The following is a 24129-nucleotide window of genomic DNA, read 5'->3' as shown; positions in this document are numbered from 1 at the left end:
TACTCGTGGTCAGTGCTCGCCGACGGTGAAGCCGGCGCACCAGAAGGAGGCGATCCCGTACTCGGGGTCGGTGACCCGCCAGCGCAGGTCCTCCCAGCCGTCCGCGGCCATGTCGACGATCTGGAGCCCGAGCGGCAGGTCGCCGGCCTCCTGGTGGAATTCGAGCCCGGTGACTCCGGTGAAGTGGAGCACCGGCGCCTCGCCTGCCCCGGGGGCGGTGGCCCGCGCCTGGATGGACAGGCGCAGGCCGTCGGCGGCGTTGTCGATCTCGACCCGCCCGATCACCCACGCGGCGCGGGCGAGCAGGGCGTCGTAGGCCGCCAGTGGATCGATGGTCATGGTGTGAACTCTCCCGGTACGTGTTTCTCGATCTCGTGGCCGTTCTTTCCGGGGCCGTACACGAACCGGTGGTAATGGGTGTCGGGGATGCCCTGGCCCGGCAGTCCGGCGTTGTAGTCGGTGCGCCCGATGAGCCGGCCGTACTGATCGTAATGAGCGGTCCACGGTTCCTGCCGTTCACCGCCGGGGCCTCGGTTGTTGTTGTAGGTGCCCTCGATGATCCGGGTGCCGGGCGTCGTCTGTTTCGGCGCCTTGAAGCCCTTGTCCAGCAGGTAGTAGCCGGGGATGTAGCCGTCGTCGCCGGTGCCGGTGGAGCCGCCGCCCGGGTTGGCCGGTTTCTCGCCGGTGGGGTCGGTCAGCAGGGTCGGCTGGTTGCTGACGTAGGCATACAGGTTGAGGCCGCCGGCGAAGCCGATCGGGTCCTCGCTGAGGAACCGTTGCAGGATCGGGCTGTAGTACCGCTCGCGGTAGAAGTAGAGTCCGGTGCCGTCGTCCTCGCGGCCGGTGTAGCGGTACGGGTTGCCGTTGTCGGCGCCGGTGACGGTGGTGGCGCCGAACGGCTCGTAGGTGTACTGCGCCCCGGCTCCGGTCGTGTCGACCAGGCCCACCGTGCTGCCCAGCGCGTCGGTGAGGTAGCGGCGGGTGGTGCCGCCGCTCTCGCGCAGTTGGAAGCCGTCGGTGCCCGCGCTGGTCATGGTGGCGGTGACGGCGCCGTTCACGCTTTCCTGCAACGGGTTCGGGCCGTCGTGCAGGTAGGTGGTGGTGGCGTCGTCGACGGTCCGTCCGGTGCGGCGCCCGTCGGTGGCGTAGGTGAAGGAGGCGCTGTGGTCCGGGCCGGACAGTGCGGCGAGTTCGCCGCGCGCGTTCCAGGTGTAGGTGGTGACGCCGTCGGAGGTGATGTTGCCGTCGGCGTCGTGGGTGACCGTCGTGTCGGCGATCTTCTCGATCCGGTTGGCGGCGTCGTAGGTGGCCGGGCCGAACTCCGGCGGCAGGGCGGTCCGTGAGTACGTTCCGGTGACACGGATCGGCCGGCCGGCGGCGTCGTACTCGTAGCCCAGGTCGCCGAGCACGGTGGTGCCGTTGCGGTAGGTGATGGTCTTGACCTGGCCGGCGTCGGTGTACGCGTAGGTCTGGCTGATGCCGGTGCTCGGGGCGCCGACCCGTTCGGCGCGGCCGGTGGCGTCGCGTCCGACGGTCGTCACCGCGGTGCCGCCCTGCTGGATCTCCTGGAGGGCGCCGTTGGCGTCGTACAGGTGCCGGGTCGCGGTACGCCCGGCGACGGTGAGGGTCCGGTCCCGAACGGCGGCGGTGTAGCCGTAGGTCACGCTGCCCTGGGGTGTGCCTTCGCCGGTGATCCGGTCCAAGTCGTCGTAGTCGGTGGTGACCACGCCGGACACGCTGTCCTCGGTACGGCGCAGCCGGTTTCCCGCGTCGTAGCCGTAGGTGATCGTGCCGCCGCCGGCCACGGTGCGTTGGTGGAGGCGGTCGAGTTCGTCGTACGTGTTCTCGGTGACCACGCCGCGGCGGCTGGTGTGCTTGTCCGCGTTGCCGTTGAGGTCGTACTCGTAGGCCTCGGACTTCCCGGCCGGGTCGGTGACGGTCTCGACCTGGTCGCGGGTGTTGTAGTCGAAGTGGGTGGTGCCGCCGCGGGCGTCGGTGACCTCGGTGCGGTTGCCGTTGGCGTCGTAGTCGAAGCGGACGGTACGGCCGAGGCCGTCGGTGACGGCGCGGACCAGGCCGGCCGCGTCGACGGTGGTGTCGGTGCGCACGCCGAGGCCGTCGGTGGCCCGGACCGCACGGCCGATCCCGTCGTACGCGGTGCGGCTGACGTTGCCGGTCTCGTCGGTCGTCTGTACCGCGTCGGAGCCGGCGTACACGGTGGTGACCGTCTTGCCGGCCGGGTCGGTGAGCCGGGTGACCTGGCCGGCCGCGTCCGTGGTGATCAGTGACTTGCGGTTCTGCCGGTCGGTGACGCTCTTGAGGTATCCCTTGCCGTCGATCTCGTAGACGGTCGCCTTGCCGTAGCCGTCGGTGTGCTTGGTCAGCTCGGCGTAGGGTCCGGTCCAGTCGAACGTCTCGCTGCGGGCCTGGGCGGTGCCGTCCAGCACGGTGATCTTGTTGACCTGTCCGGCGGTGTTGTACGTGTAGGCGGTGCGCCGGTTCAGGGCGTCGACGGTGGTGGCGCGGCGGACGCCGGAGGTGTCGTAGGTGGTGGTCGTGGTCTGGGCGAGGCTGGTGCCGTACGCCTTGGTGTCGGTGAGGACCTGGCCCTGGGTGTTGAAGGTGAAGCGCCGCTTGTTGCCCTCGGGGTCGGTCATCGTCGTCTCGGTGACCGAGGTGCCGGAGGTGACGTAGTCGAAGGTGGTCAGGCCGCCGTCGGGGCCCTTCTGGGTCTTCACCCGTTTGTTCGCGTCGTAGGTGTTGACCAGGTATTCGGTGCCGCGCGGGTTGGTGATGCTCTTGAGCAGGCCGTTCTCCCACGTGTAGCGGGTGACGCCGCCGCGGGTGTCGGTGACGGTGGACAGCCGGTTGCCGGTGTCGTAGGTGTAGCCGACCTTGCGGCCGATGTTGTCCTCGATCGATGTGATCTTCGGCGGGTTGGCCTGGTCGTAGCCGAATTTCACCCATCGGCCGTTCGGCGAGGTGATCTGGGTGACCGCGCCGTTGAGGCGGACCTTGCCGTCGGTGCCGGGTGCGGCGGTGGCCCGGGTGATGGTGGTGGTGTTGCCGAACTTGTCGCGGATCTCCTGCACCGGTGACTCGTCGCCGAGCACGTACACGGTGCCGTCGCGGAGTTTGACGTCCCAGCCGTCGCCGTTCCAGGCCACGGTCGAGCCGTCGTACCGGGTCGGGGTGGGGTCGGCTTTGAAGATGGCGCCGGCGTAGTCGTTGCCGGGGGACGTCCGGGTGTAGTGGATCTTGCTGCCGTCCGGTTGGACGAGGTCGAACTGCTGGAAGTCGAAGTTGCCGATCTGCCCCGGCGACCAGGGGAACAGCCCGTAGTCGAAGTTGGTGCCGACGCCGAACGCCCGGGTGTCCACGTCGCCCTGCTGGTAGGTGCGCTTGATCTCGATCGGCACGATGTCGTCGACGGTCAGGTCGACGGTCTCGTCGACGAGCAGGCCGGTCGACGGGTCCACCGGGTCACCGACGCGGGCGCCGTTGGGGCGGGGCGCGTTCTGGGCGGGGTTCATGCCGGGCACGGCGGTCATCGCGCCGGTGAGCCGGTAGAACTTGACGTCCGGGTCGGGGACGATCTGCTTGCCGTCCGGGGTGACCGTGCCCAGGCCGTACAGGTGCCAGCCCTTGACGTCGGGGTCGTAGTTCCAGAACTGCGTCCGGGTGCCCGGCGCTTCCTTGGTGTAGTTCGGGTAGACGATCCGCGCGCCCTGCGGGAAGAGGACCCCGCCGCCGGGCTGGACGGAGAAGTACACCGGGACGCGGGTGGGCGGCAGGGGGAACGGGGGCCGGTCGATCGGGATCGGTGTCAGGCTCAGCTCGTGGGCCACGTTGCCGTCGGCGTCGCGGATCACGGTGCCCTTCGGGATGTGCACCTCGAGGCCGGGGATGGCTTTCGTGGTCAGCACGATCTCGCGGGTGGTCGGGCTCGGCACGGACACCGTGGCCCGGGTGTCGATCTTGGGCAGGAAGACGGTGTACGGCAGGACGAGCACCTCACCTTCGGTGACGTCCACGCCGATGTCGAAGACTCCGTACGTGCCGCGGGCGGTGCCGGTGGTGCTGCGGCCGTCGACGTGCAGCGCGAGATGCCCGGACGGGAGGCCGGCGAGGGCGAACCGGCCGTCCGCGCCGGTCGTCGTGGTCTTGCCGCGGGCGCTGACGGTGACACCGCCCAGGGGGTTGCCGCCGGTGGCGAGCACCCGGCCCACCACACCGGTCACGCCGGCGGGGAACTGCAGCGCCCGTTCCCGGGTCGGCGCCGGCGCACGGCGGGTGGACCAGTCCACGCCGGCCAGGTTCTTCGCGTCGGGTGTCCAGCCGGTGTCCTCGCACGCCGGCGCGGTCGCCGGTTGCGGCGCGGGAGCCGCAGCGGGCTCACCGGGCTGCTGCAGGACGGGAGCGCTCAGTGCCGGTGTCTGCTCGGCGCCGGTGGCGCAGCTGGGCAGAACCGCCCCGGCCGTACCCGGCTCCTCTTTGAAGGGCGCCTTGGCGGCCGTGACGGCCGCCTTGCGGTGCACGGCCATGTCGAACGATCCGGTGGCGCCGTTGCCCGGGTCGAAGATCAGGGTGTACGTGCCTGTCGTCGGCAGGTTGGGCAGCAGTTCGGTGAAGTAGTACATGCGCCAGCGGCGTGCCAGCACCGCGCCGGTCGGGTCCAGGACGGTGAAGTAGATCGTGTTGCCGCCCAGGTTGAGGTTGGACAGCGTGATCTGGGTGGTGACCGCGGCCGTGCCGTCGAAGGTCATCAGCCCGTTCTGGCCGGGCCGGGTGATGGTGAAGCTCTTGGCGGCGCCGCCGACCTCGGCCTTGCCGACGTTGAGTTCCGAGGACAGCAGCAGGTTGTACGCGCCGGTGGCCGCGTTGTTCGGGGTCAGCTCGATGCGGTAGGTCCCGGTGGCCGGCAGGGCGGGCAGGTCGATGCCGTAGCGCAGGTCGATGGTTCCCCAGAAGTCGAGCTGGGCGTTGTCCGGCTTGTAGATGCGGGTCAGCACGAAGTCGATGTCGCCGGTGGCGCCGAAGGACAGCCGCTGGCCGGTGGTGCCGGTGAACGTGGCCACGATGCGCTGGCCCGGCAGGGTGACGTCGGCCTTGGTGGCGGGCGCGTCCGGGGTCAGCGCGCCGACGTTGCGTGGCTCGGCCGCGACCACGGCGAGGGTGCCCTTGCCGGCGGACTCGGGATCGACCTGCAGCCGGTACTTGCCGGTGACCGGGAGCGCCGCGATGTCGATGGTGCGGCCGCTGCCGAGCGACACCAGGAACCCGTCCGGCTTGTAGAGGCGCAGGTTCACCTCGCCGGGCAGCGACCGGTCGGTCGTGCCGAGATAGAGCGGCCGGCCCTGCACCCCGTTGAAGTCGAGCCACACGTCACGGCCGGGCCGGTCGACGGTCACGGTCTTCATGGAGTTGACCGGCAACTCGCCACCCTCGGCCCGGGTGGACAGCCAGGCCTCCAGGCCGCCGACGGCGTGCCAGCCGGTGACGAAGATGCTGTGCTGCCCGGTCTTGCGCAGCGTGGGGATGTCCCGCGACTCGGCCCACCCGGTCTCGAGGGTCACCTGGACCTCGTCGGGCTCCACCATGATCGCCGCCGGGTAGGCGGGCCGGTCGTTCTGCTGCAGCGTGTTGTCGGTGTAGCCGAGCTGCAGCACCTGACCGGTGGTGCCGGCGAACGGCAGTCGGACGGACTGTCCGGGACGCTGGATGGTGACCGGCACGGAGGAGCCGTTGACGGTCATCGTGGCGCCGTTGATGACGGTGGACAGCCACACCCGGCCGAAGCCGAGCTCGTTGGCGCCGAAGGTGATGGAGAGTTTGTAGGTGCCGGTCTGCTTGGGCTTGAACACCATCGTGGGCGTGTAACGGGTCAGCGACGCCTGCCACGTGAACACCGAGTTGTCGGGCGCGGTCACCTTGACCACGTAGGTGTTGGCCGGCTCGCTGAGCTCGGTGAGGCCGAAGCTCATCCACTGGTTGGCGGTGGCCGTGAACGTGGTCTGGAACGGTTGTTGCGGCACGGTGATCTGGAACGGGACCCCGGATCCGTCGGCGGTCAGTGCGGTTCCGCTCAGCGTGTTCGACGCGGTGATGCGCATGCTGCCCGACGCGCCGTCGTTGGGCTTGATCACCATGGCGTACGTGCCGGTGGCGGTCAGCTTCGGCAGGTCCTGGCTGAGCGGCCCGCCGGACCACAGGTCGAGGGGGTCGCCGAGCACCCCGCGGGCGAAGTTGCCGCCGTAGGGCTGGTAGAGCCACAGAGCGGAGCGCTTGGGTACGGTGTTGCCGTCGAACTTGAGGTTGAGGTTCTCGCCCGCGACGCCGTCGATCAGCACCAGCGCCGCCTTGCCCGCCGGCACGGTCACCGTGAGCGTCGGGCTGCCGGCCTTGATCCGGCCGCTGGGCACCAGGTCGCTCATCACGAAGCCCCGCGGAGCGACGTAGAAGTCCCCGGCGCTCTCCGCGGTGCCGCCGGCGGTACGCACCGACACCTTCCCGGACTGTGCCGCCGCCGGGATCCGCACCTTGAGCGTCGTGGCGCTCGCCTCCTGCACCCGGGCGGTGGTGCGGTGGAACATCACCACGTTGCGCGCGGGGTCGGTGTCGAAGCCGGTGCCGGTGATGGTGACCAGGTCGTTCTTGTTGCCCCGGTCGGTCGACAGGGTGGTGATGCCCGGCGCCGGCGTGCCGTCCTCGATCCGGAACGGGCGGGGGCTCGTGGCGGAGCGGTCGCCGACGCTGACCTTCACCACGCCGTCGGTGGCGCCGTTCGGGATCTGGATGCGCAGCCGGCCGGTGGTCGCGCGGCTGACCGTGGCCGCGATGCCGTCGACGGTCACCTCGTTGGCGGTGGTCGTGGCGCTGAACCCGGCGCCGCCGATCTCGATCGACGACCCCACCGGGCCCCGCGCCGGGACCAGAGCGAACACGGCCACCGCGCCGGGTTCGATCCGCTCGGTGCGCAGCAGGTTGCCGGCGTCGTCGTAGCGGTAGGCCGCCGACCCGGTGGCGGGGTCGGTGACGCCGGCCAGTTGTCCGGCGGCGTCGTAGAAGAACTCCCGGGGCCCGGCCGCTGCCGCCGCGTGCGCTGTAGCGTTCGCTGTCGGGGGATGCTGCCCTGGCGGGGCGGGTTGAGCGGCCGCCGCGGCCGGAAGTCCGGCGACCGCGACGGTCACGGCGACCGCGACGTGGATCAGATGAGCAGGCAGACGGAACCGCATTGATCCCCCCGAAAGATCAGATCAATGGGCCAGTCCATCGATCGGCGTCAACGTAACCGAAACAATCCGCCGGCCGCCGCCCCCTTTTCCGCCACTGTTGCCCCCCGTCGGCCGACTCACCTGCCGAAACACTCCAACATCAGCAAGCAAAGTTTAAAGATTGACACATGACGATAAAAGTTCGGTACGGACGGGGCACCGGCCGGGGGGCGTTACGGGCTACGCTGCCGCCGTGCCCGCACACCGCCGGATCCTCGCGTTGCTGATCTCGTCCTGCATGTCCGCCCTGCTGCTGCCGGTCGCCGCCTGCTCGTCGGACAGCCCCGACCGAGCCGCCGTGGTCGCCAAGATCCGAGCCGACCCCGACATGGCGGACGCCCCGGACGCGGTCGTCGACTGCATCGCGGACTGGTACACGACCGACGCATCCGACAAGACCCGCGAGGCATTCCTGGCCGGCCAGGCCCCGCCGGAAAGCGCCGGCCCCAAAATCCTCGAATGCCTCAAGAAAGCAACCTGACCCGGGCGTCATCCCATTCCCTACGAGGCGCACCTCCGCTCTCGAACGCTCCCGGCCACGCCCGGTCGACCTCGTCCGCGCGTGGCCACTGATCGGCATCGTGCGCCGGAACTCGTTCGAGGAGGCGGTCGACGACCCGCAAGAAGGCACCCGCCCCGCAGCCGGCAGGCCCAGAGCATTGCATGTTCGGATAGCTGCTGGTCACGGCCGTGATGAGGTCGTTTGAACGGCGGTCGACACGTCGGTTGGCGCGGGCGACACTGGCTTCGCCGTTGATGCGGTGCCAGCCGATCGCGGTGTTGCGCAGTGTCGCCATGACGGCGGGTCCGGTGCCGGTCCGGGCCACATGAAGATCCTCACGGAACGTGACATCTCTGACGTTGTGGATCTGGTTCTCGATCAGCCGCTCCGAATTGCCCACTTCTGCAGGTCAGCGGGTCGAGCGCCGGCGGCGGGCACGGACGTGACCAAATAAGCGGTCTCCCGGGGGGTCTTGCGGTTGGTGGTGCGGGTCCGGGTGATCCGGACGGCTTGCCGGGCGTGCGGGAACGCGATCCCGTCCAAGGCCTGAATGGTGACGGCCTTGACCGTGCGGGTCTCCTTGCGGCCGTGGCCGCGGTCACGGGTGCGGTCGCCGACCGGGATCGCGCCCGGGAACTGCCTTGAGCTGGGCATTAAGAGTGGGCTGGTTGCCCTTTGCCTGGAGCAACAGGTGCGCTCCGCGGCGGGTGTTCCGCTCCGGGTTTGATGGAGACATTGATCTTCCCCGGGCTTGACAGCGACTCTCTCGGCGATCGGCGTGGCCGTTGCAAGGTGGAGAAGACGGGCCGGGACGGACCCGGGGATCGTGAAGTTGACGACGCCCCCTCCCAGCGGGCTCCGAGGGGTTTCGCGGGAGGTCGGCTGTGAGGCACAGGTGGTCGCCTCAGTTCGTCTGGGCTTTATCAAGTGGGCGTCGGTTTCATTCGCGGCGAGCAGATCATCGTGGGTGCCGGTCTCGGCGAGTCGCCCTTTGTCGAGGACGGCGATCCGGTCGGCGGTGCGGATGGTGGACAGGCGGTGGGCGATGATCAGGGTGGAACGCCCCGCGACGAGCCCGGACATCGCCGCGGCCGGCACCAGTTCGGTTTCGGCGGCCGCGGCTGTGGCAGCTGCTCGCCGGTTTCCGGCCGGATGTGGCCGGCGTGCTCTGACCGGCGGGTGGCCGGTCAGGAGCCGACGGCCCGGGGTGCGTACATGATGACGGCCACGCCGACCAGGCAGATCCCGGCGCCGATCAGATCCCACCGGTCCGGGCGGAACCCGTCGACGACCATGCCCCAGATCAGTGACCCGGCGACGAAGACACCGCCGTAGGCGGCGAGGATGCGGCCGAAGTTGGCGGCCGGCTGGAACGCGGCGACGAACCCGTAGGCGCCGAGCGCGATCACTCCACCGGCGATCCACCACAGTCCGCGGTGTTCCCGCCAGCCCTGCCAGATCAGCCATGCCCCGCCGATCTCGGCGACGGCGGCGAGGGCGAACAGCATCAGGGAGCGCAGTACGGTCACGACCGGCACCGTATCGGCCCGGCGCCGGGCGTGGTGATCACGGGGTGCCGCAGGCGCAGGTCCCGCCCCGGCAGCCGGTGCGGTGACGTCGGCGGCGGGTCAGCCACCAGGCCGCGGCGGCGAGTCCGGCGAGCGCGACGGCGATGCCGGGCATCCATGCTCCCGCCGCGGCCCACCCGGCGCCGGAGAGCACACCGGCGGCGAGCAGCATCGGGATCAGGCAGCATGCCGCGCAGGCGGCGCCCGCCAGCCCGGTCAGCCCGCTGGGCAGCAGACGACCACGCCGGTCAGTGGTGGGGGTCGGCATCCGGTGCTCCTACCGTGATCGCGGCGAACGGAATCGGGCAGCACGGCTGTCCCGCGCAGGTGACCAGGTCGTCGCAGCCGGCGTCGATCGCCGCCCGCAGGGTGCCGGCTATCAGCTGCAGGTCGTCGATCTTCTGCTGCACTTCGTCGAGTTTGGTCCGCGCGCGAGCCTGCAGACCCGCGTCCGGGCCGGAGCCGTGCCGGTGCCGGCCGGTCTCGACGAGGTCGGCGACCTCGTCGAGGGTGAATCCGAGTCGCTGGGCGGCCTTGATGACCTTCAGGACGGTGACGGCCTCGGCCGGATAGATCCGGTGCCCGCCCAGGGTCCGTTCGGGTTCGGCGAGCAGGCCGCGGCGTTCGTAGTAGCGCAGCGTCTGCTGGTTGACCCCGGCGGCTGCCGCGAGCTGGCTGCTGCGCAGCCCGGTCATCGCGGCATCCACACGGCGGCCCGGTCGGCGAGGGCGTCGAGAACCTCGACCTGCGTCGCCGGCACCTCGACGTCCACCCGCAACGCCCCGCCGTCAGTGGTGAAGGCGAACGAGAAGAACGAGCAGCAGCCGGTCTCGCGCGCCGTCAAGTTCCGGGCCATCGCCTCGGCGGCGGGGTCGAGGTGCCAGCGCAGCAGGGTGGGTGACAGCCGCTGCTGGTCACGCAGGGCGGTGGTGAACAGGTCGTCGAACTCGGCGACGCGTAGTGGCCGCTCGGCGGTGGGCAGGGTGCACGCCTCGGGCGCCCACAGCAGGTCATCGGTGCTCATGGTTCGACGGTAAGCCTGTACCCCGGTACCGGATGCAAGTCCGAGGATCAGTACGGGCGGCTTCGTGGGCGGCGGTCCGGGGGTAGCGGCGTCGCGAACATGCCGCCGCCGGCAACGATGTGCCGCGCGGTCGTCGCCTCCCGGGTGTAGAGCACGAGCGGCTTGCGGCCGACGAGGTAGGCGGCGCGGCGGATCCAGCCTTCTGTCTCGTAGAGGGCGACCGCTGGGGCTTGCGGGTGGGTGGCCAGCCAGGCTCGGGGATGCCCGGCGACATACCGGGCGAGGAGCGTGCGCCCGAGGCCACGGCGGCGGTGGGCGGGCGCCACCATCAGTTCGGCGACGATCACGGCGGGTGCGACCAGAAGATCCGCGACGTCCGGGCCGGCGGCGTCGCGGACGGCCAGGTCGTACTCGTTGTTCTCCGGCAGCCGTGGTGGGGCGGGCCAGCCGTACACCGCTCCGGCGATCTGTCCGTCGTGTTCGGCGATGAACCCGTGGGCGCCGGGATAGCTGGTCTGGCGGTCGAGTTGCCGCGGGTAGGCGGCGATGTCCTCGGGGGTCTCGTTCCACGGCGGCGCCGCGAAGCACTGCCGGTAGACCGTGTGCAGCCGGTTCACCTGCTCGCGGAGTTCTTCGGCGGTCGCCGCCGTGATCGTGAACAAGGTCAGCCGGCCTCGGCCATCAGCAGCGACAGCTCCTGGACCAACTCGTCCATGCTCTGCCCGGTCTGGGTGCGGACCAGGGTCAGCGCCAGTTCGGCGAGCAGCATGAACCCGCGGGTGCGGGTGCTCTCGTCCCCGATGGTGGCGAGCAGTTCCTCGGCGCCGGCGAAGTCACCGCGGTGTTTGGCCGCGATGACTCCGGCCGCCTGCTGCGCCGCGAGGAACGCCGGCCCGGGGCCGGCGTCGGTCACGGAGCGACGATCAGCGGGTTGCCGGCGGCGCGGGCCGCGTCGAACCGCTTGGTCACGTCCGACCAGTTGACCAGGCTCCACAGGCGGTCGACGTAGTCCGGGCGCACGTTCTTGTACTGCAGGTAGTAGGCGTGCTCCCAGGCGTCGAAGACCAGGATCGGCGTGGAGCCCTGGCCGACGTTGCCGTGGTGGTCGTAGATCTGCTCGACGATGAGCCGCTGCGACAGCGGCTCCCACGCCAGCACACCCCAGCCGGAACCCTGCACACCCTTGGTCGCGGTGGACAGCTGGCCGGAGAACGCCTCGAACGATCCGAAGTGCTCGACGATCGCCGCTTCGAGGTCGCCCTCGGGGCGGTCGGCGCTGGCGCCGGGGCGCAGGTTGTTCCAGAAGATCGAGTGGAGCACGTGCCCGGACAGGTTGAACGCCAGGGTCTTCTCCAGGCCGACCAGTGCCGAGTAGTCGCCCTTGTCGCGGGCCTCGGCGAGCTGGTCGAGGGTGTCGTTGCTGCCCTTGACGTACGCCGCGTGGTGCTTGCTGTGGTGCAGCTCGAGGATCTGGCCGCTCATCGCGGGCTCGAGTGCGCCGTAGTCGTACGGCATGTCGGGAAGCGTGTAGACCGCCATTGGTGAACCTTCTCTTCTGCCTAGTCTTGGCTCTTGCGACTATCTTGCAATAAATCAGGTTCGGTCGTACGGCGGAAGGACTTCTCATCGATGTCGTGTCGGAGTTTCGGTGACCGTGATCACGATCGTTGACGAGCCGGATTCATCCGTTGCGGTGGATCGCCTGCTCACTCGACTCAGCGGGGCGGGAATGCGGCGGACCCTGGCCACGCGTGCGGTCGCCCAGGTGCTGGTGCGGCACGACTGCCCCACGGCGGCCGAGGTGCAGGCCCACCTGCGAGCGCGCGACGTCCGCATGGATCTGACCACCGTGCACCGGATCCTGCGGCGCCTGACGGAGGCCGGAGCCGTGGTCCCGATCCCCCGCGACTCCGCGATGGGATACCGGATCGCCGACCGCGCCGAGCACTGCCTGACGTGCCCGAGTTGCGGCCGAACGGTTCCGCTGACCGCCGCGGCCGCAACCGCCCTGCTCGCCGAGGTGACCGCGGCCGGCTTCGCCCTCGGCCCGGTCACGGTGTCGACCCGCTGCCCACGCTGCCACTGATCACCAATAGGATGCAACTGCAATGGTGTTGCGATAAGGGGTGCGCGGATGCAGACGGCGGAGATCAAGCGACGATTCCTGGCGCATTTCGCGGCCCACGGGCACACGGTGGTGCCGTCGGCTCCGCTGCCCGCGATCTCGGACCCGAACCTGCTGTTCATCAACGCCGGCATGGTGCAGTTCGTGCCGTTCTTCCTCGGCCAGCGCACCCCGCCGTACGCGACGGCCGCCAGCGTGCAGAAATGCATCCGGACGCCGGACATCGACGAGGTCGGCAAGACCAGCCGGCACGGCACGTTCTTCCAGATGAACGGCAACTTCTCGTTCGGCGACTACTTCAAGGCCGACGCGATCCGCCTGGCCTGGGAACTGTCCACCAAGCCGGTCGCCGACGGCGGCTTCGGCCTCGACCCGGAGAAGATCTGGGCGACCGTCTACCTCGACGACGACGAGGCGTACGCGCTGTGGCGCGGTATCGGGTTGCCCGAGTCGCGGATCGTGCGGCGCGGCAAGAAGGACAACTTCTGGTCGATGGGCATCCCCGGCCCGGCCGGCCCGTGCTCGGAGCTCTACTACGACCGCGGCCCCGCCTACGGCCCGGACGGCGGCCCGGAGGTCGACGAGGACCGCTACCTCGAGTTCTGGAATCTCGTGTTCATGCAGCACGAGATCACCGACGTGACCTCCAAGGAGGACTTCACGATCGTCGGTGACCTGCCGAAACAGAACATCGACACCGGCATGGGCCTGGAACGGATGGCGTCGATCCTGCAGGGCGTCGACAACCTGTACGAGATCGACGAGGTCCGCCCGATCCTGGCCCGTGCGGCCGAGCTGACCGGCAAGGTCTACGGCAAGCAGTCCGGGCACGCCGCTTCCGAGAGTCACGCGGACGACGTGCGACTGCGGGTGATCGCCGATCACGTGCGTACCGCGCTGATGCTGATCGGTGACGGTGTGACCCCGTCCAACGAGGGCCGCGGCTACGTGTTGCGCCGGATCATGCGCCGGGCGATCCGGGCGATGCGGCTGCTCGGCTGGCACGACCGGGCACTGCCCGAGCTGCTGCCGATCGCCCGGGACTGCATGTCCCCCTCCTACCCGGAGCTGGCCGCCGACTTCGAGCGGATCAGCCAGATCGCCTACGGCGAGGAGGACACCTTCCTCGGTACGCTGCGCGCCGGCACCACCATCCTGGACACCGCCATCGCCGATACCAAGTCGTCCGGCGGCGCCCAGTTGTCCGGTGCGAAGGCGTTTCAACTGCACGACACGTACGGCTTCCCGATCGATCTGACCCTGGAGATCGCCGCCGAGCAGGGCCTGGCCGTGGACGCCGACGGGTTCCGGGCGCTGATGGCCGAGCAGCGTGCCCGTGCCAAGGCCGACGCGAAGGCCCGAAAGACCGGCCACGCCGACCTGTCGCAGTACCGCGCGGTACTGGACGCCAACGGGCCGACCACCTGGCTGGCCTACGAGACTCTGGAAACCGAGTCGAAGGTCCTGGCCGTGCTGCCGGGCGCGGGTGACATCGTCACGGTGTTCCTGGACCGGACCCCGTTCTACGCCGAGAGCGGCGGCCAGGACTCCGACGCCGGCCTGCTCACCGGGCCGAACCTCAAGGCCGAGATCATCGACGTGCAGCGGCCGGTCAAAGGCCTGATCGCGCACGCCGTCCGGATCCTCGACGGCACCATCACCACCGGCGACACCGTGCACGCGGCCGTCGACCCCGAGTGGCGCACCGGCGCCCGACAGGCCCACTCCGGCACGCACATCGTGCATGCCGCGCTGCGGCACGTGCTCGGCCCGACCGCGTTGCAGTCCGGCTCCTACAACCGTCCCGGCTACCTGCGGCTCGACTTCGCGTGGCGCGGCGGCCTGTCGGATGCCACCCGCAGCGAGGTCGAGGAGGTCGCCAACCTGGCGATCCGCCGTGACCTGCCGGTCGGCGTCCGCTACGTCCCCCTCGATCAGGCCCGCGCCGAGGGGGCGCTGGCGCTGTTCGGCGAGACCTACGACGACACCGTGCGGGTCGTCGAGATCGGTGGCGACTGGTCCCGGGAACTGTGCGGCGGCACCCACGTCGACCGGTCCGCGCAGATCGGGTCCCTCGCCGTGACCGGCGAGTCGTCGGTCGGCGCCGGGCAGCGCCGCATCGAGGCGGTCACCGGGATCGAGGCGTTCCGCTACCTGGCGCGCGAACGTGATCTGGTCGGCCGGCTCGCCGCCCAGCTCAAGTCCCGCCCGGAGGAGCTGCCCGATCGGGTGGCCGCCCTGCTGGCCCGGATGAAGCAGGTCGAGAAGGAGGCCGAGACGCTTCGCGACCGGCTCGTCGATCTGGACGCCGAGGACTTCGCGGCGAACGCCGTCGACGTCGACGGCATCGCCTACGTGGGTGTCACCACCACCGGCGACGGCAAACGCCTGGCCGAGAAGGTCCGCCAGCGGCTCGGCAACCGGCCCGGCGTCATCGGTGTGATCGCGGGCGCCGGCATCGTCGTCACCGTCACCCCGGCCGCCGCCGAGCGCGGCCTGTCCGCCGCGGGCCTGATCAAGCAGCTGCTCGCCGGGCGGGGCGGCGGCAACGACGCCTTCGCCCAAGGTAGGGCCACCGGCGATCCGGCCGACCTGCTCGTACGCCTGCGAGATCTCACCCGCACGGCATGACACCGGACTCGGCTGCCCTGCTCGCCGGCATGCAGCGCGCCCTCGGCATCATCGCGGCCCGCCACCACGGCGATGTCGCGGGCGCGCAGGCGCTGGCCGCCGAGTTCACCGACGACGCCGAGCGAGCACACGCGTTCCTGCTGCTCACCGAGGTCTCGTTGACCCTGGTGAGCGGTGGCAGCGGCCGGCCCGTACCGGACGTGGTCCGTGACCTGTCGCTGCGGATCGCCGCCCTGGCCGCAGCCGACTGATCGGCAGCCCTGCCCGGTCACGGGGACGCCCACGGAGGGCGGCCCGCGCCGTCGCAGCCCATCACACACTATTGCCAGCCTTTTGCAACTAGTAGATCATGGCAATTATGATGCGCTCCCGTCCCCGCGTACACCTGATCAGTGCATTGACCGCAGCAGTCCTGTTGCTGACCGGCTGCTCCACCCCGTCCACTACCGACAGCAGCAACACGGCGAACACGCTCGTCGTCGCGACCTCGGGTGAGCCGGACACATTGAACCCGGTGCTGGGGTACGGCACGGACGGCGCTTCGCTGATCTTCGACGGTCTGGTGGCCCGCGACGGGCGTAACGAGCTGGTCCCGGCGCTGGCAGAGCAACTGCCGACCGTGGACGCGACGACCGTGACCGCGAAGCTGCGGCCCGGGGTGACCTTTCACGACGGCAGTGCGCTGACCGCGCAGGACGTGGTGTTCACCTACCGGACGGTGCTGGATCCGAAGGTCGACTCCACGCTGCGCTCCGACCTGGACATGATCGACAAAGTGGAGGCGCCGGACGCGTCCACGGTGGTGTTCACGCTCAAGTACGCGTACGCGCCGTTCCTGCAGCGGCTCACCCTGGGCATCGTCCCGGCGAAGGCGCTGGACGGCCAGGACGTCAACAAGGCCGCCTTCAATCAGAAGCCGATCGGCACCGGGCCGTACAAGGTGACGGCGTGGACGCCCGGTGACCGGCTGGTGCTGGCGGCGAACGACTCCTACTGGGGTGGTAAGCCGTCCAACTCGGGGGTGGTGGTCGCGTTCGTGCCCGACGACAACGTGCGGGCGCAGCGGGCCCGGGCCGGGGAGTTCGACGCCGTGGAGCTGGCGCCGAAGCTGGCCGCCGGATTCCCGAAGGCGGTCAAGGTACCGACCGGCGACTACCGCGGTGTGATGCTGCCGATGAAGAACCCGGTCACCGGTGACGTCGCGATCCGGCAGGCGCTGAACGCGGCCGTGGACCGGGCCGCGATGGTCGCCGGTGTCCTCGGCGGCGCCGGCGAGCCCGCCTACGGCCCGATCCCACCCACCTCGCCCTACGCCGACCCGTCGATCACACCGGCAGCGGACGCGGCCACGATCCTGGACGGTGCGGGGTGGACCGCCGGAGCCGACGGCGTTCGGGCGAAGAACGGGCAGAAGGCCGCGTTCACGTTGATGTACCCGGCCACCGACAGCCTGCGCAAGGAACTCGCGCTCGCCGTCACCGCCGACGCGAAGAAGATCGGCATCGAGGTGACGCCGGAGGGACTGACCTGGGACGCGATCACACCGCGGATGAAGAACGACGCGCTGATCATGGGCTGGGGCACCCCGTACGACCCGGATTTCATCTCCTACAAGCTGTTCAGTTCTCAGTTCGCCGAGCAGGGCTACTTCAACCCGGGCTCCTACCAGTCGGCGGTCGTCGACAAGGCACTGCAGGACGGCCGGTCAGTTACCGGCAGCGAGCAGCGGCTGGCGGCGTACACGAGTTTCCAGAAGCAACTGGCCACCGATGTGCCGTGGGTGTTCCTGACCTATCTGCAGCACACCTATGTGGTCGCCGACGGCATCGCCGGGGTCACGCCACGGGTCGAGCCGCACGAGCACGACGTCGCCAACAGCCTGTGGTGGAACATCAACACCTGGACGCGTACGTGATCCGACTGATCCGCCGGCGGCTGGCCGTCGCCGTGCCGGTGCTGTTCGCGACCAGCGTGGGCATGTTCGTGCTCGGCGCGGCGTCGCCGAACGACCCGGCAGCGCAGTACGCGGGCGCCGCCGCGTTCACCGCCAGCCCGGAGAACCTGGCGCAGATCCGCGCCAACTGGGGTGTCGACGACCCTCTGCCGGTGCAGTACCTGCGCTGGCTGGGCAACCTGGCGCAGGGTGATCTGGGCTGGTCGACGTCGCGGCATCAGGCGGTGGCGGAGGTGATCGGCGCCCGGGCCGGCTGGACGCTGCTGCTGATCGGGGTGACCCTGCTGGTGGTGCTCGCCGGCAGCCTGCTGGTGGGCACGATCGCCGCGTACCGCCGTGGTGGGCTGTTCGACCGGGGTGTGCGGGCGGCGGCGTACGCGGTCGAGTCGATGCCGGTGTTCTGGCTGGCGCTCGCCGCGATCGCGGTGTTCGCCCTCGGCCTGGGCTGGTTCCCGGCCGGCGGGCTGACCGACGTGCGCGCCACCGGCACCGGTGTCGGGGACGTGGCTCATCATCTGGTGCTGCCGGTGGCCGTGCTGGCGATCTCGCAGGCCCCGTGGTTCCTGCTGTTCGTCCGGGACTCGGTGGCCGACAGTCTGCGCGACGACCATGTGCTGGCCGCCCGCGCCCGGGGGCTGCCGGGCCGCACGGTGTTGTTCGGGCACGCTCTGCGGACCGCGCTGCTGCCCTACCTGACCCTGATCGGCACCCACCTGCCCGAACTCGTGGGCGGGTCGGTGCTGGTGGAGACCGTGTTCTCGCTACCCGGACTGGGTGCGGTCAGCGTGCAGGCGGCCCTCGGCAGTGACTTCCCGCTGCTCGCCGCGATCACGTTGATCACCACTGCCGTGGTACTGGCGGCGAACCTGGTCACCGACCTGGCGTACTCCGCCGCCGACCCGAGGGTGCGCGTCGATGGCTGAACTGACTCTCCCCCGGCCCCGACGCCTACGCTGGCTGCGGCCCGGGGCCCGGGGCACCGTGGTCGCCGCGACGGTTCTCGTGGTCGCGGTCGTCGTCTGCCTGGCCGTGCCGGTGCTGTGGCCGCTGGACCAGAGCGCGGTCGCCCTCGACCAGGTCGGCCTGCCACCGTCGTGGGCACACCCGGGCGGCACCGACGACCTGGGCCGCGACGTGCTGCACCGCAGCATCTACGGGCTGCGGGTGTCGCTGCTGGTCGGCGTGATCGCCGCGGTCACCGCCACCCTGGTCGGCGGGCTGCTCGGCGGTGTCGCGGGGCTGCTCGGCGGATGGCCCGACCGGATCCTGATGCGCGTCGTGGACACCGTCGCCGCCCTGCCGCACCTGCTGCTGGGCATCTTCATCGTGGCGATGCTGCGGCCCAGCCTCGGCGCGGTGATCCTGTCGATCGGGCTGACGCACTGGCTGTCCACGGCCCGGATCGTGCGCTCGGAACTGCTGTCGCTACGCACCCGGCCGTTCATCGACGCCGCCATCTCCGGCGGTGCGAGCCGGGCCCGGGTGCTGACCCGGCACCTGCTGCCGCACGTCCTGCCGAAGATCGCGCTGGCCACCACGCTGATGGTGCCGCACGCGGTCTGGCACGAGACCTCCCTGTCGTTTCTGGGTCTCGGCCTGCCACCACACCTGGCGTCGCTCGGCAACATGATCAACGACGGCCAGCGGTCGCTGCTGACCGGCGCCTGGTGGGCCAGCATCGTCCCCGGCCTGGCCGTCATCGTGGTCACCCTGGCCATCGCGGCGCTCAGCGCCCGCTGGCGCGATCATCTCGACCCTCGTGTGCGAGCGGAGCTGGACCTGTGACACTGCTGAACATCGACGGGCTCAGCGTCCGCTTCCGGTTGCGCGATGCGACGGTCCAGGCCGTCTCCGATCACACCTTCGCGGTACGGCGGGGAGAACTGCTCGCGATCGTCGGCGAGTCGGGGTGCGGCAAATCGGTGCTGGCGCACGCCCTGTTCGGGTTGCTGCCCCGCAACGCGGAGGTCAGCGGCCGGGCGATACTCGACGGCGTCGACCTGATCGGCTGCGGCGAGAAACGACTCGCCCGTGAGATCCGGGGCCGCCGGCTGGGGCTGGTGCCGCAGAGCCCCGCCACCGCGCTGACCCCGGTCCGCACCGGGCGGCGGCTGCTCGCCGAGACCCTGCGCGCCCACCAGCGTGATCCGGCCCTCGCGGACTCACTGGCCGAGCAGGTCGGCCTGGACGCGGCGGCGTTGGGCAAGTACCCGTTCGAACTGTCCGGTGGCATGGCGCAGCGCCTGGTCACCGCCCTCGCACTGGCACCGGATCCGGCGCTGCTGATCGCCGACGAACCGACCACCGGCCTCGACCGGCCACTCGTCGATCACACCCTCGACCTGCTGCGGCGCCGCTGCGACTCCGGCGGCACGGTCCTGCTGATCACTCATGACCTGGCGGCGGCCGAGCGGGTCGCCGACACCGTCGCGGTCATGTACGCCAGCCGCATCGTCGAACACCGGCCGGCCGCCGACGTGTTCACCGCACCGGCTCACCCGTACACCTGTGCGCTGCTGAACGCCCTGCCGGACCGGGCCTTCCAGCCGATCGCCGGGCATCCGCCGATGCTGACCGCACTGCCGGCCGGCTGCGCCTTCGCGCCACGCTGCACCCACGCGGACGGGGCCTGCGCCACCCTGCCCGCGGGACCACCGGTCGCCTGCCATCACCCTCTGGTCACGGAGGCCGCCGCATGAGTCTGACCGCTTCCGGGATCCACGCCGGCTATCGCGGCCGCCGGGTCCTGCACGACGTGTCACTGACCATCGAACGGGGCGAGACCGTGGGACTGCGCGGCCCGTCCGGCACCGGCAAGTCCACCCTGGTCCGGGTGCTGGCACTGCTGCATCCCCCGGACTCCGGGCACGTCACCCTCGACGAGCAGCGGATTCGCGGTCACGGGCATCGGGTGCCGGCGTCCGTTCGTACCAGAATCGGGGTCCTCTTCCAGAGCCCACGCGCCGCCGCCGACCCACGCCTGAGCCTGTCCGACCTGATCGCCGAACCGCTGCGCGCCGTCCGGCACCCACGCGAACAGATCACCGGCCGCGTGACAGATCTCGCCGAACGCGCCGGTCTGACCCCCGACCTGCTGGACCGCCGGCCCCACGCGGTCAGCGACGGCCAACTGCAACGCGCCTGCCTGGCCCGGGCACTCGCCCACGACCCGGACTACCTGCTCTGCGACGAGGCCACCACCATGCTCGACGCCTCCACCCAGGCTCATGTCGCCGCCATGATCACCGACCAGCAGCAGCACACCGGCATGGGCGTGCTGGTCGTCAGCCACGATCCCGCCCTGCTCACCCGCTGGACCGACCGCATCGAAGACCTCAACACCGAAACTGCCCGCTGACCGACGTGGACGCTCCTGGGAGATCCCTGCTCGTTGGCAGGTCATGCGGGAGGGGCGCCCGTCGGTTTCGCGATCGGAGCGTTCACCGTCGCGGCCGATGCGCGAACGAGGCGACGACACCGAGTTGCCCGCACCGGCGAGGGTTCACCCGATCAGGGCCCGGCTGAGCGTCACCGTCGGGCGCATGCCCAGACCGAGTGTGCTGGGTGGCAGCCCGGCCCGGAGCAGCAGGTCACCGACCGCGGCGATCATCGCCCCGTTGTCGGTGCACAGCCGCGGCGACGGCACCCGCAACTCGATCCCCGCCGCCGCGCATCGCTGGGCCATCAGCGACCGGACCCGGCTGTTGGCAGCGACCCCACCGACCATCAGCAGTGTCGCGCTGCGGTGTTCCCGGCAGGCGGCAACGGCTTTACGCGACAGGGTGTCGGCGACGGCCTCCTGGAACGAGGCCGCGACGTCGGCGACCGGCACCGCGCCGCGGTGCTGCTCGACCCAGCGGGCGACAGCGGTCTTCAAACCCGAGAAACTGAAGCCGTACGGGTCATCGCGCGCCGATGTCAGCGGACGGGGGAACGTGATCGCCGCCGGGTCACCGTCACGGGCCGTCCGGTCGATCGCCGGCCCACCCGGATACGGCAGGCCGAGCAGACGGGCGACCTTGTCGAAGGCCTCCCCCGCCGCGTCGTCGACGGTGTCACCCAGATGCACGATCGGATCCCGGACCAGATCGTCGAGCACCAGCAGTGAGGTGTGCCCGCCGGAGACGATCAGCGCCACGCACCGCCCGGGCAGCGGACCGTGTTCCAGCACGTCGACAGCGGCGTGCCCGGCCAGATGATGCACCCCGTAGAGCGGCACACCCAGGCTCAGCGCGTACGCCTTGCCGGCGGCCAGACCGACCTGGACCGCGGTGGCCAGGCCGGGCCCGGCGGTGACCGCGACCGCGTCGATGTCCCCGAAACCCACACCGGCCCGGTCGACGGCGGCCCGCACGATCTGCGGCAGCGCCTCCAGATGGGCCCGGGCCGCAATCTCCGGCACGACGCCGCCGAAGCGGGCGTGCTCGTCCATGCTGGAGGCCAGCGCGTCACCGAGCAGAACCCCGTCGCGGACCAGGCCGGCGCCGGTCTCGTCGCAGGACGTCTCGATACCGAGGATCAGTGGCACGTCAGCGTAGCCCGGCCTCACGCAGCAGCTCGTCACGTCGTCTCGCGGGCAACCGGTCGACGTAGAGGGTGCCGTCGAGGTGGTCGGTCTCGTGTTGCAGGCAGCGGGCGAAGTAGCCGGTGCCCGAGATCGTGATCGGTGTGCCGTCCTGGTCGAAGCCGGTGACCGACGCCAGCGCGGCGCGAGCGAGTTCGGCGCTGGGGCCGGGCACCGACAGGCAGCCCTCGGTGGCGGTGACGTCGCCGGCCAGCGCCGAGGCGGCCTGCAGCACCGGGTTGACGATGTGCCCCTTGTGGCGGACGCCGTCGTCGCCGGGGCAGTCGTAGACGAACACCTGCAGGTCGACGCCGATCTGGTTGGCGGCCAGGCCGACACCGTTGGCGGCGTACATCGAGTCGAACATGTCAGCGACCAGGTCAGCGAGTGCCTGGTCAAAGGTCGTGACGTCGGCACACCGCCGGTGCAGGACGGGATTGCCGTAGTGCGTGATCGGTCGCGCGGGCATTGCCGCACTCTAGCTGCTACTGCAATTGACTTGCAGCTAGGTCGCCTGGGCCGGCAGACAGTCAAGGGCGTTCCGGCGAGGTTGGATCATCGCTTGCCGGAACACCCTTGACGACGGAACGACGGGTCACGGCCAAGCAACACCGGTGCTCCTGCTGCGATTCTCTAGTAGTTGCAATAGAGATGCAAGAAGAAGCGGCGAACTGCCGCCGATCCCACCCGGCCATGTTTCATCCCGGGAAATTGTCGCGCGGCTTCCTGCAGTCGGCTTGCAGTAACGCGTAGCATGCAGCGACTTCCCCGAGCCGAACATTCACGGCGAACACGCTCCGGAGGCCCCATGGCGCCCGAGCCGCATGTGCACGGACCCGATGACGTCCCGCACACCCACCCCGAACCCGGCGTCGACCCGCACTCACCCCTTTCCGCCGGGCGCCGGGCGCTGCGCGTCGGCATCGGCGGCCCCGTCGGCTCCGGAAAACCGCGCTCGTCGCCGCACTGTGCCGGGCCCTGGCCGCGGAACTTCGCCTGGCGGTGGTCACCAACGACATCTACACCACCGAGGACGCCGATTTCCTGCTGCGCAACGGTGTCCTGCCACCCGAACGCGTCCGGGCCGTCGAGACCGGCTGCTGCCCGCACACCGCCATCCGCGACGACATCTCCGCCAACCTCGACGCCATCGAGGACCTCGAACGCACTCTCGGTGACCTCGACCTGATCCTGGTCGAAAGCGGCGGCGACAACCTCACCGCAACCTTCAGCAAAGGCCTGATCGACGTGCACATCTTCGTCGTCGACGCGTCCGGAGGCGACAAGGTCCCCCGCAAAGGCGGCCCCGGCGTCACCACCGCCGACCTGCTGGTCATCAACAAGACCGACCTCGCCCCGATGGTCGGCGCCGATCTGTCGGTGATGGACCGCGACGCCCGCGCCCGCCGCGGTGACCTGCCCACGATCTTCCAGTCCCTGACCGAGGACCGCACCGCCACCGGGGTCGCCGACTGGGTCCGCAGCCACCTGCCCGCCATCACCTCAGGCGCCTGAGCCCGATGACCGACGACACCCTCGGCCTGGTGGCTCTCTGCCGCCAGGCCGAGGCCGCCTGTGAACAGCACCGCCGCAGCCGGCTGCACCGGGCCGGATACCCCGGCCTGCACAGCGGCCTCATGCCGATCCTGACCGCGCTCGCCGCCCAGGACCACACCATCGGGGAGCTCGCCACCATGCTGGGCATCACCGTCCACGACGCCGCCCAGCGGATCGGCCTGCTGGAGGCACGTGCCTACGCACACCGTCAAGGTACGGCAGGCGACATCCGCCACCGCGTCGTCGTCATCTCCGCGGCCGGACGGGCCGCCAACGACCTCGACCGCAGATTGCAGGAGGAACTCCAGCAGGAGGTCACTCACCAGATCGGCGCCGCAGGCATGACGGCGGCACGGCGGGCCCTGGCAGCCCTCACCGCCTGGGCCGGCAGCGACCCGCCGGCCACGGTTGGCCTCACCCTCGGAGGACGGGACCATCCGGGATAACGTGGCTGCCGGCGGGGGCGACGGAACACGAGGTGGGTTGTGATGGCGGTGCATCAGCACGAGAGGCTGGCAGCGGTCCGGGAAAGGGTCCGCGCCGGCGGGCGCCGCTGGACGATCGCCAAGGGTGCGATTGTGGAGGCGTTGATCGGCCACGGCGGTCACCTGTCGGTGCAGGAGGTGCACGACGAGATCACCACACGGTTCCCGCAGATCGACCGGTCGACGGTGCACCGGGTGCTGCTGACGCTGGCCGACGAGCACGTGGTGCACGTGCTCGGCCGTCAGGGCGAGGCCCGGTACGGGATGGCCGACCAGCCACACCACCACGCGGTCTGCGCACGATGCGGCCACGAGGCGGAGATCCCGGCGTCGGCCGTCGCACCGGCCCTGGCCACGGCTGCCGAAGCCACCGGCTTCGCATTCGACAGCGTCGGCATCACCCTGACCGGAATCTGCGGCGACTGCCGCCAGCAACACCCCTGAA

General features: G+C 70.4%; 25 protein-coding genes. 12 read left to right on the top strand and 13 right to left on the bottom strand.

Features of this window, described 5'->3' with window-relative positions:
- Window positions 1–9 precede the first annotated feature (9 nt).
- Both BM290_RS21840 and BM290_RS21835 read right to left on the bottom strand, forming a co-directional pair.
- Window positions 10–339: a hypothetical protein gene (locus BM290_RS21840; protein WP_093616928.1), complete on the bottom strand. Its 330-nt coding sequence runs from the start codon at window positions 337–339 to the stop codon at window positions 10–12.
- Window positions 336–7235: an RHS repeat-associated core domain-containing protein gene (locus tag BM290_RS21835; protein WP_093616926.1), complete on the bottom strand. Its 6900-nt coding sequence runs from the start codon at window positions 7233–7235 to the stop codon at window positions 336–338. The genes BM290_RS21840 and BM290_RS21835 overlap by 4 nt, the downstream gene beginning before the upstream one ends.
- Before the next feature lie 232 nt (window positions 7236–7467).
- Here BM290_RS21835 and BM290_RS21830 point away from each other — a divergent pair, with 232 nt between their 5' ends.
- Window positions 7468–7755 carry a hypothetical protein gene (locus tag BM290_RS21830; protein ID WP_093616925.1) on the top strand — a complete coding sequence of 96 codons (288 nt, stop codon included), beginning with the start codon at window positions 7468–7470 and terminating at the stop codon, window positions 7753–7755.
- On the opposite strand, the gene BM290_RS21825 is transcribed toward BM290_RS21830, so the two are convergent.
- The 9 genes from BM290_RS21825 to BM290_RS21785 form a co-directional block, all read right to left on the bottom strand.
- Window positions 7739–8176 (bottom strand): hypothetical protein, encoded by a 438-nt coding sequence (locus BM290_RS21825; protein WP_093616923.1) that lies wholly within the window; start codon window positions 8174–8176, stop codon window positions 7739–7741. The two genes, BM290_RS21830 and BM290_RS21825, sit on opposite strands and share 17 nt — an antisense overlap.
- The gene (locus BM290_RS48510) at window positions 8155–8859 is read right to left on the bottom strand and encodes an ATP-binding cassette domain-containing protein (protein ID WP_203779682.1); all 705 of its coding nucleotides are present in this window, start codon (window positions 8857–8859) and stop codon (window positions 8155–8157) included. Before BM290_RS48510 ends, BM290_RS21825 begins: the two co-directional genes overlap by 22 nt.
- Window positions 8860–8963: 104 nt before the next feature.
- Entirely contained in the window at window positions 8964–9305 is a 342-nt protein-coding gene (locus BM290_RS21815) for a YnfA family protein (protein ID WP_093617471.1), read from the bottom strand.
- A 37-nt stretch (window positions 9306–9342) separates the two neighbouring features.
- Entirely contained in the window at window positions 9343–9612 is a 270-nt protein-coding gene (locus BM290_RS21810) for a hypothetical protein (protein ID WP_093616921.1), read from the bottom strand.
- On the bottom strand, window positions 9593–10039 hold the full coding sequence (locus BM290_RS21805) for a MerR family transcriptional regulator (protein WP_093617469.1): 447 nt from the start codon (window positions 10037–10039) through the stop codon (window positions 9593–9595). The genes BM290_RS21810 and BM290_RS21805 overlap by 20 nt, the downstream gene beginning before the upstream one ends.
- On the bottom strand, window positions 10036–10368 hold the full coding sequence (locus BM290_RS21800) for a hypothetical protein (protein ID WP_093616919.1): 333 nt from the start codon (window positions 10366–10368) through the stop codon (window positions 10036–10038). The genes BM290_RS21805 and BM290_RS21800 overlap by 4 nt, the downstream gene beginning before the upstream one ends.
- A gap of 47 nt (window positions 10369–10415) precedes the next feature.
- On the bottom strand, window positions 10416–11030 hold the full coding sequence (locus BM290_RS21795; RefSeq protein ID WP_177319832.1) for a GNAT family N-acetyltransferase: 615 nt from the start codon (window positions 11028–11030) through the stop codon (window positions 10416–10418).
- A gap of 2 nt (window positions 11031–11032) precedes the next feature.
- Entirely contained in the window at window positions 11033–11281 is a 249-nt protein-coding gene (locus BM290_RS21790) for a superoxide dismutase (RefSeq protein WP_093616916.1), read from the bottom strand.
- Entirely contained in the window at window positions 11278–11907 is a 630-nt protein-coding gene (locus tag BM290_RS21785) for a superoxide dismutase (RefSeq protein WP_093616914.1), read from the bottom strand. Before BM290_RS21785 ends, BM290_RS21790 begins: the two co-directional genes overlap by 4 nt.
- Window positions 11908–12097: 190 nt before the next feature.
- On the opposite strand from BM290_RS21785, the gene BM290_RS21780 reads away from it, so the two are divergent.
- From BM290_RS21780 to BM290_RS21750, 8 genes are all read left to right on the top strand, one after another.
- Window positions 12098–12454: a transcriptional repressor gene (locus BM290_RS21780; protein WP_093616912.1), complete on the top strand. Its 357-nt coding sequence runs from the start codon at window positions 12098–12100 to the stop codon at window positions 12452–12454.
- A gap of 48 nt (window positions 12455–12502) precedes the next feature.
- Entirely contained in the window at window positions 12503–15124 is a 2622-nt protein-coding gene (alaS, locus tag BM290_RS21775) for an alanine--tRNA ligase (protein ID WP_093616910.1), read from the top strand.
- Window positions 15121–15375, top strand: coding sequence for a hypothetical protein (locus BM290_RS21770; RefSeq protein WP_093616908.1), 255 nt, complete (start codon window positions 15121–15123; stop codon window positions 15373–15375). Before alaS ends, BM290_RS21770 begins: the two co-directional genes overlap by 4 nt.
- 107 nt (window positions 15376–15482) lie before the next feature.
- Entirely contained in the window at window positions 15483–17039 is a 1557-nt protein-coding gene (locus BM290_RS21765) for an ABC transporter substrate-binding protein (protein ID WP_239143985.1), read from the top strand.
- Window positions 17036–18001, top strand: coding sequence for an ABC transporter permease (locus BM290_RS21760; protein ID WP_239143984.1), 966 nt, complete (start codon window positions 17036–17038; stop codon window positions 17999–18001). The genes BM290_RS21765 and BM290_RS21760 overlap by 4 nt, the downstream gene beginning before the upstream one ends.
- A complete protein-coding gene (locus tag BM290_RS49210; RefSeq protein WP_203779667.1) occupies window positions 17994–18863 on the top strand; it encodes an ABC transporter permease in 870 nt (289 codons plus the stop codon). The genes BM290_RS21760 and BM290_RS49210 overlap by 8 nt, the downstream gene beginning before the upstream one ends.
- On the top strand, window positions 18860–19777 hold the full coding sequence (locus BM290_RS49205) for an ABC transporter ATP-binding protein (RefSeq protein WP_203779665.1): 918 nt from the start codon (window positions 18860–18862) through the stop codon (window positions 19775–19777). The genes BM290_RS49210 and BM290_RS49205 overlap by 4 nt, the downstream gene beginning before the upstream one ends.
- Window positions 19774–20436, top strand: a complete 663-nt coding sequence (locus BM290_RS21750; protein WP_093616906.1) for an ABC transporter ATP-binding protein — start codon at window positions 19774–19776, stop codon at window positions 20434–20436. Before BM290_RS49205 ends, BM290_RS21750 begins: the two co-directional genes overlap by 4 nt.
- A gap of 144 nt (window positions 20437–20580) precedes the next feature.
- On the opposite strand, the gene tsaD is transcribed toward BM290_RS21750, so the two are convergent.
- Together tsaD and def are read right to left on the bottom strand one after the other, a co-directional pair.
- The gene (tsaD, locus tag BM290_RS21745) at window positions 20581–21606 is read right to left on the bottom strand and encodes a tRNA (adenosine(37)-N6)-threonylcarbamoyltransferase complex transferase subunit TsaD (RefSeq protein ID WP_093617461.1); all 1026 of its coding nucleotides are present in this window, start codon (window positions 21604–21606) and stop codon (window positions 20581–20583) included.
- A gap of 1 nt (window position 21607) precedes the next feature.
- Entirely contained in the window at window positions 21608–22111 is a 504-nt protein-coding gene (gene def / locus BM290_RS21740; RefSeq protein WP_093616904.1) for a peptide deformylase, read from the bottom strand.
- Window positions 22112–22644: 533 nt separating this feature from the next.
- Between def and ureG the strand changes: the two genes are divergently transcribed.
- Genes ureG through BM290_RS21725 form a run of 3 tightly spaced genes read left to right on the top strand, consistent with a single transcriptional unit; the run spans window position 22645 to window position 24128 of the window.
- Entirely contained in the window at window positions 22645–23157 is a 513-nt protein-coding gene (gene ureG / locus BM290_RS21735; RefSeq protein WP_239143982.1) for an urease accessory protein UreG, read from the top strand.
- 5 nt (window positions 23158–23162) lie between these two features.
- Complete coding sequence (locus BM290_RS21730; protein WP_093616902.1) at window positions 23163–23645, top strand: MarR family winged helix-turn-helix transcriptional regulator; 483 nt, start codon at window positions 23163–23165, stop codon at window positions 23643–23645.
- Window positions 23646–23687: 42 nt separating this feature from the next.
- Window positions 23688–24128: a Fur family transcriptional regulator gene (locus BM290_RS21725; RefSeq protein ID WP_093616900.1), complete on the top strand. Its 441-nt coding sequence runs from the start codon at window positions 23688–23690 to the stop codon at window positions 24126–24128.
- Window position 24129 lies beyond the last annotated feature (1 nt).

It is taken from the genome of Actinoplanes philippinensis, assembly GCF_900113015.1.
GTDB lineage: Bacteria > Actinomycetota > Actinomycetes > Mycobacteriales > Micromonosporaceae > Actinoplanes > Actinoplanes philippinensis.
The sequence above is the reverse complement of the archived record's forward strand: the minus strand, read 5'-3'. Positions and strand labels throughout refer to the sequence as shown.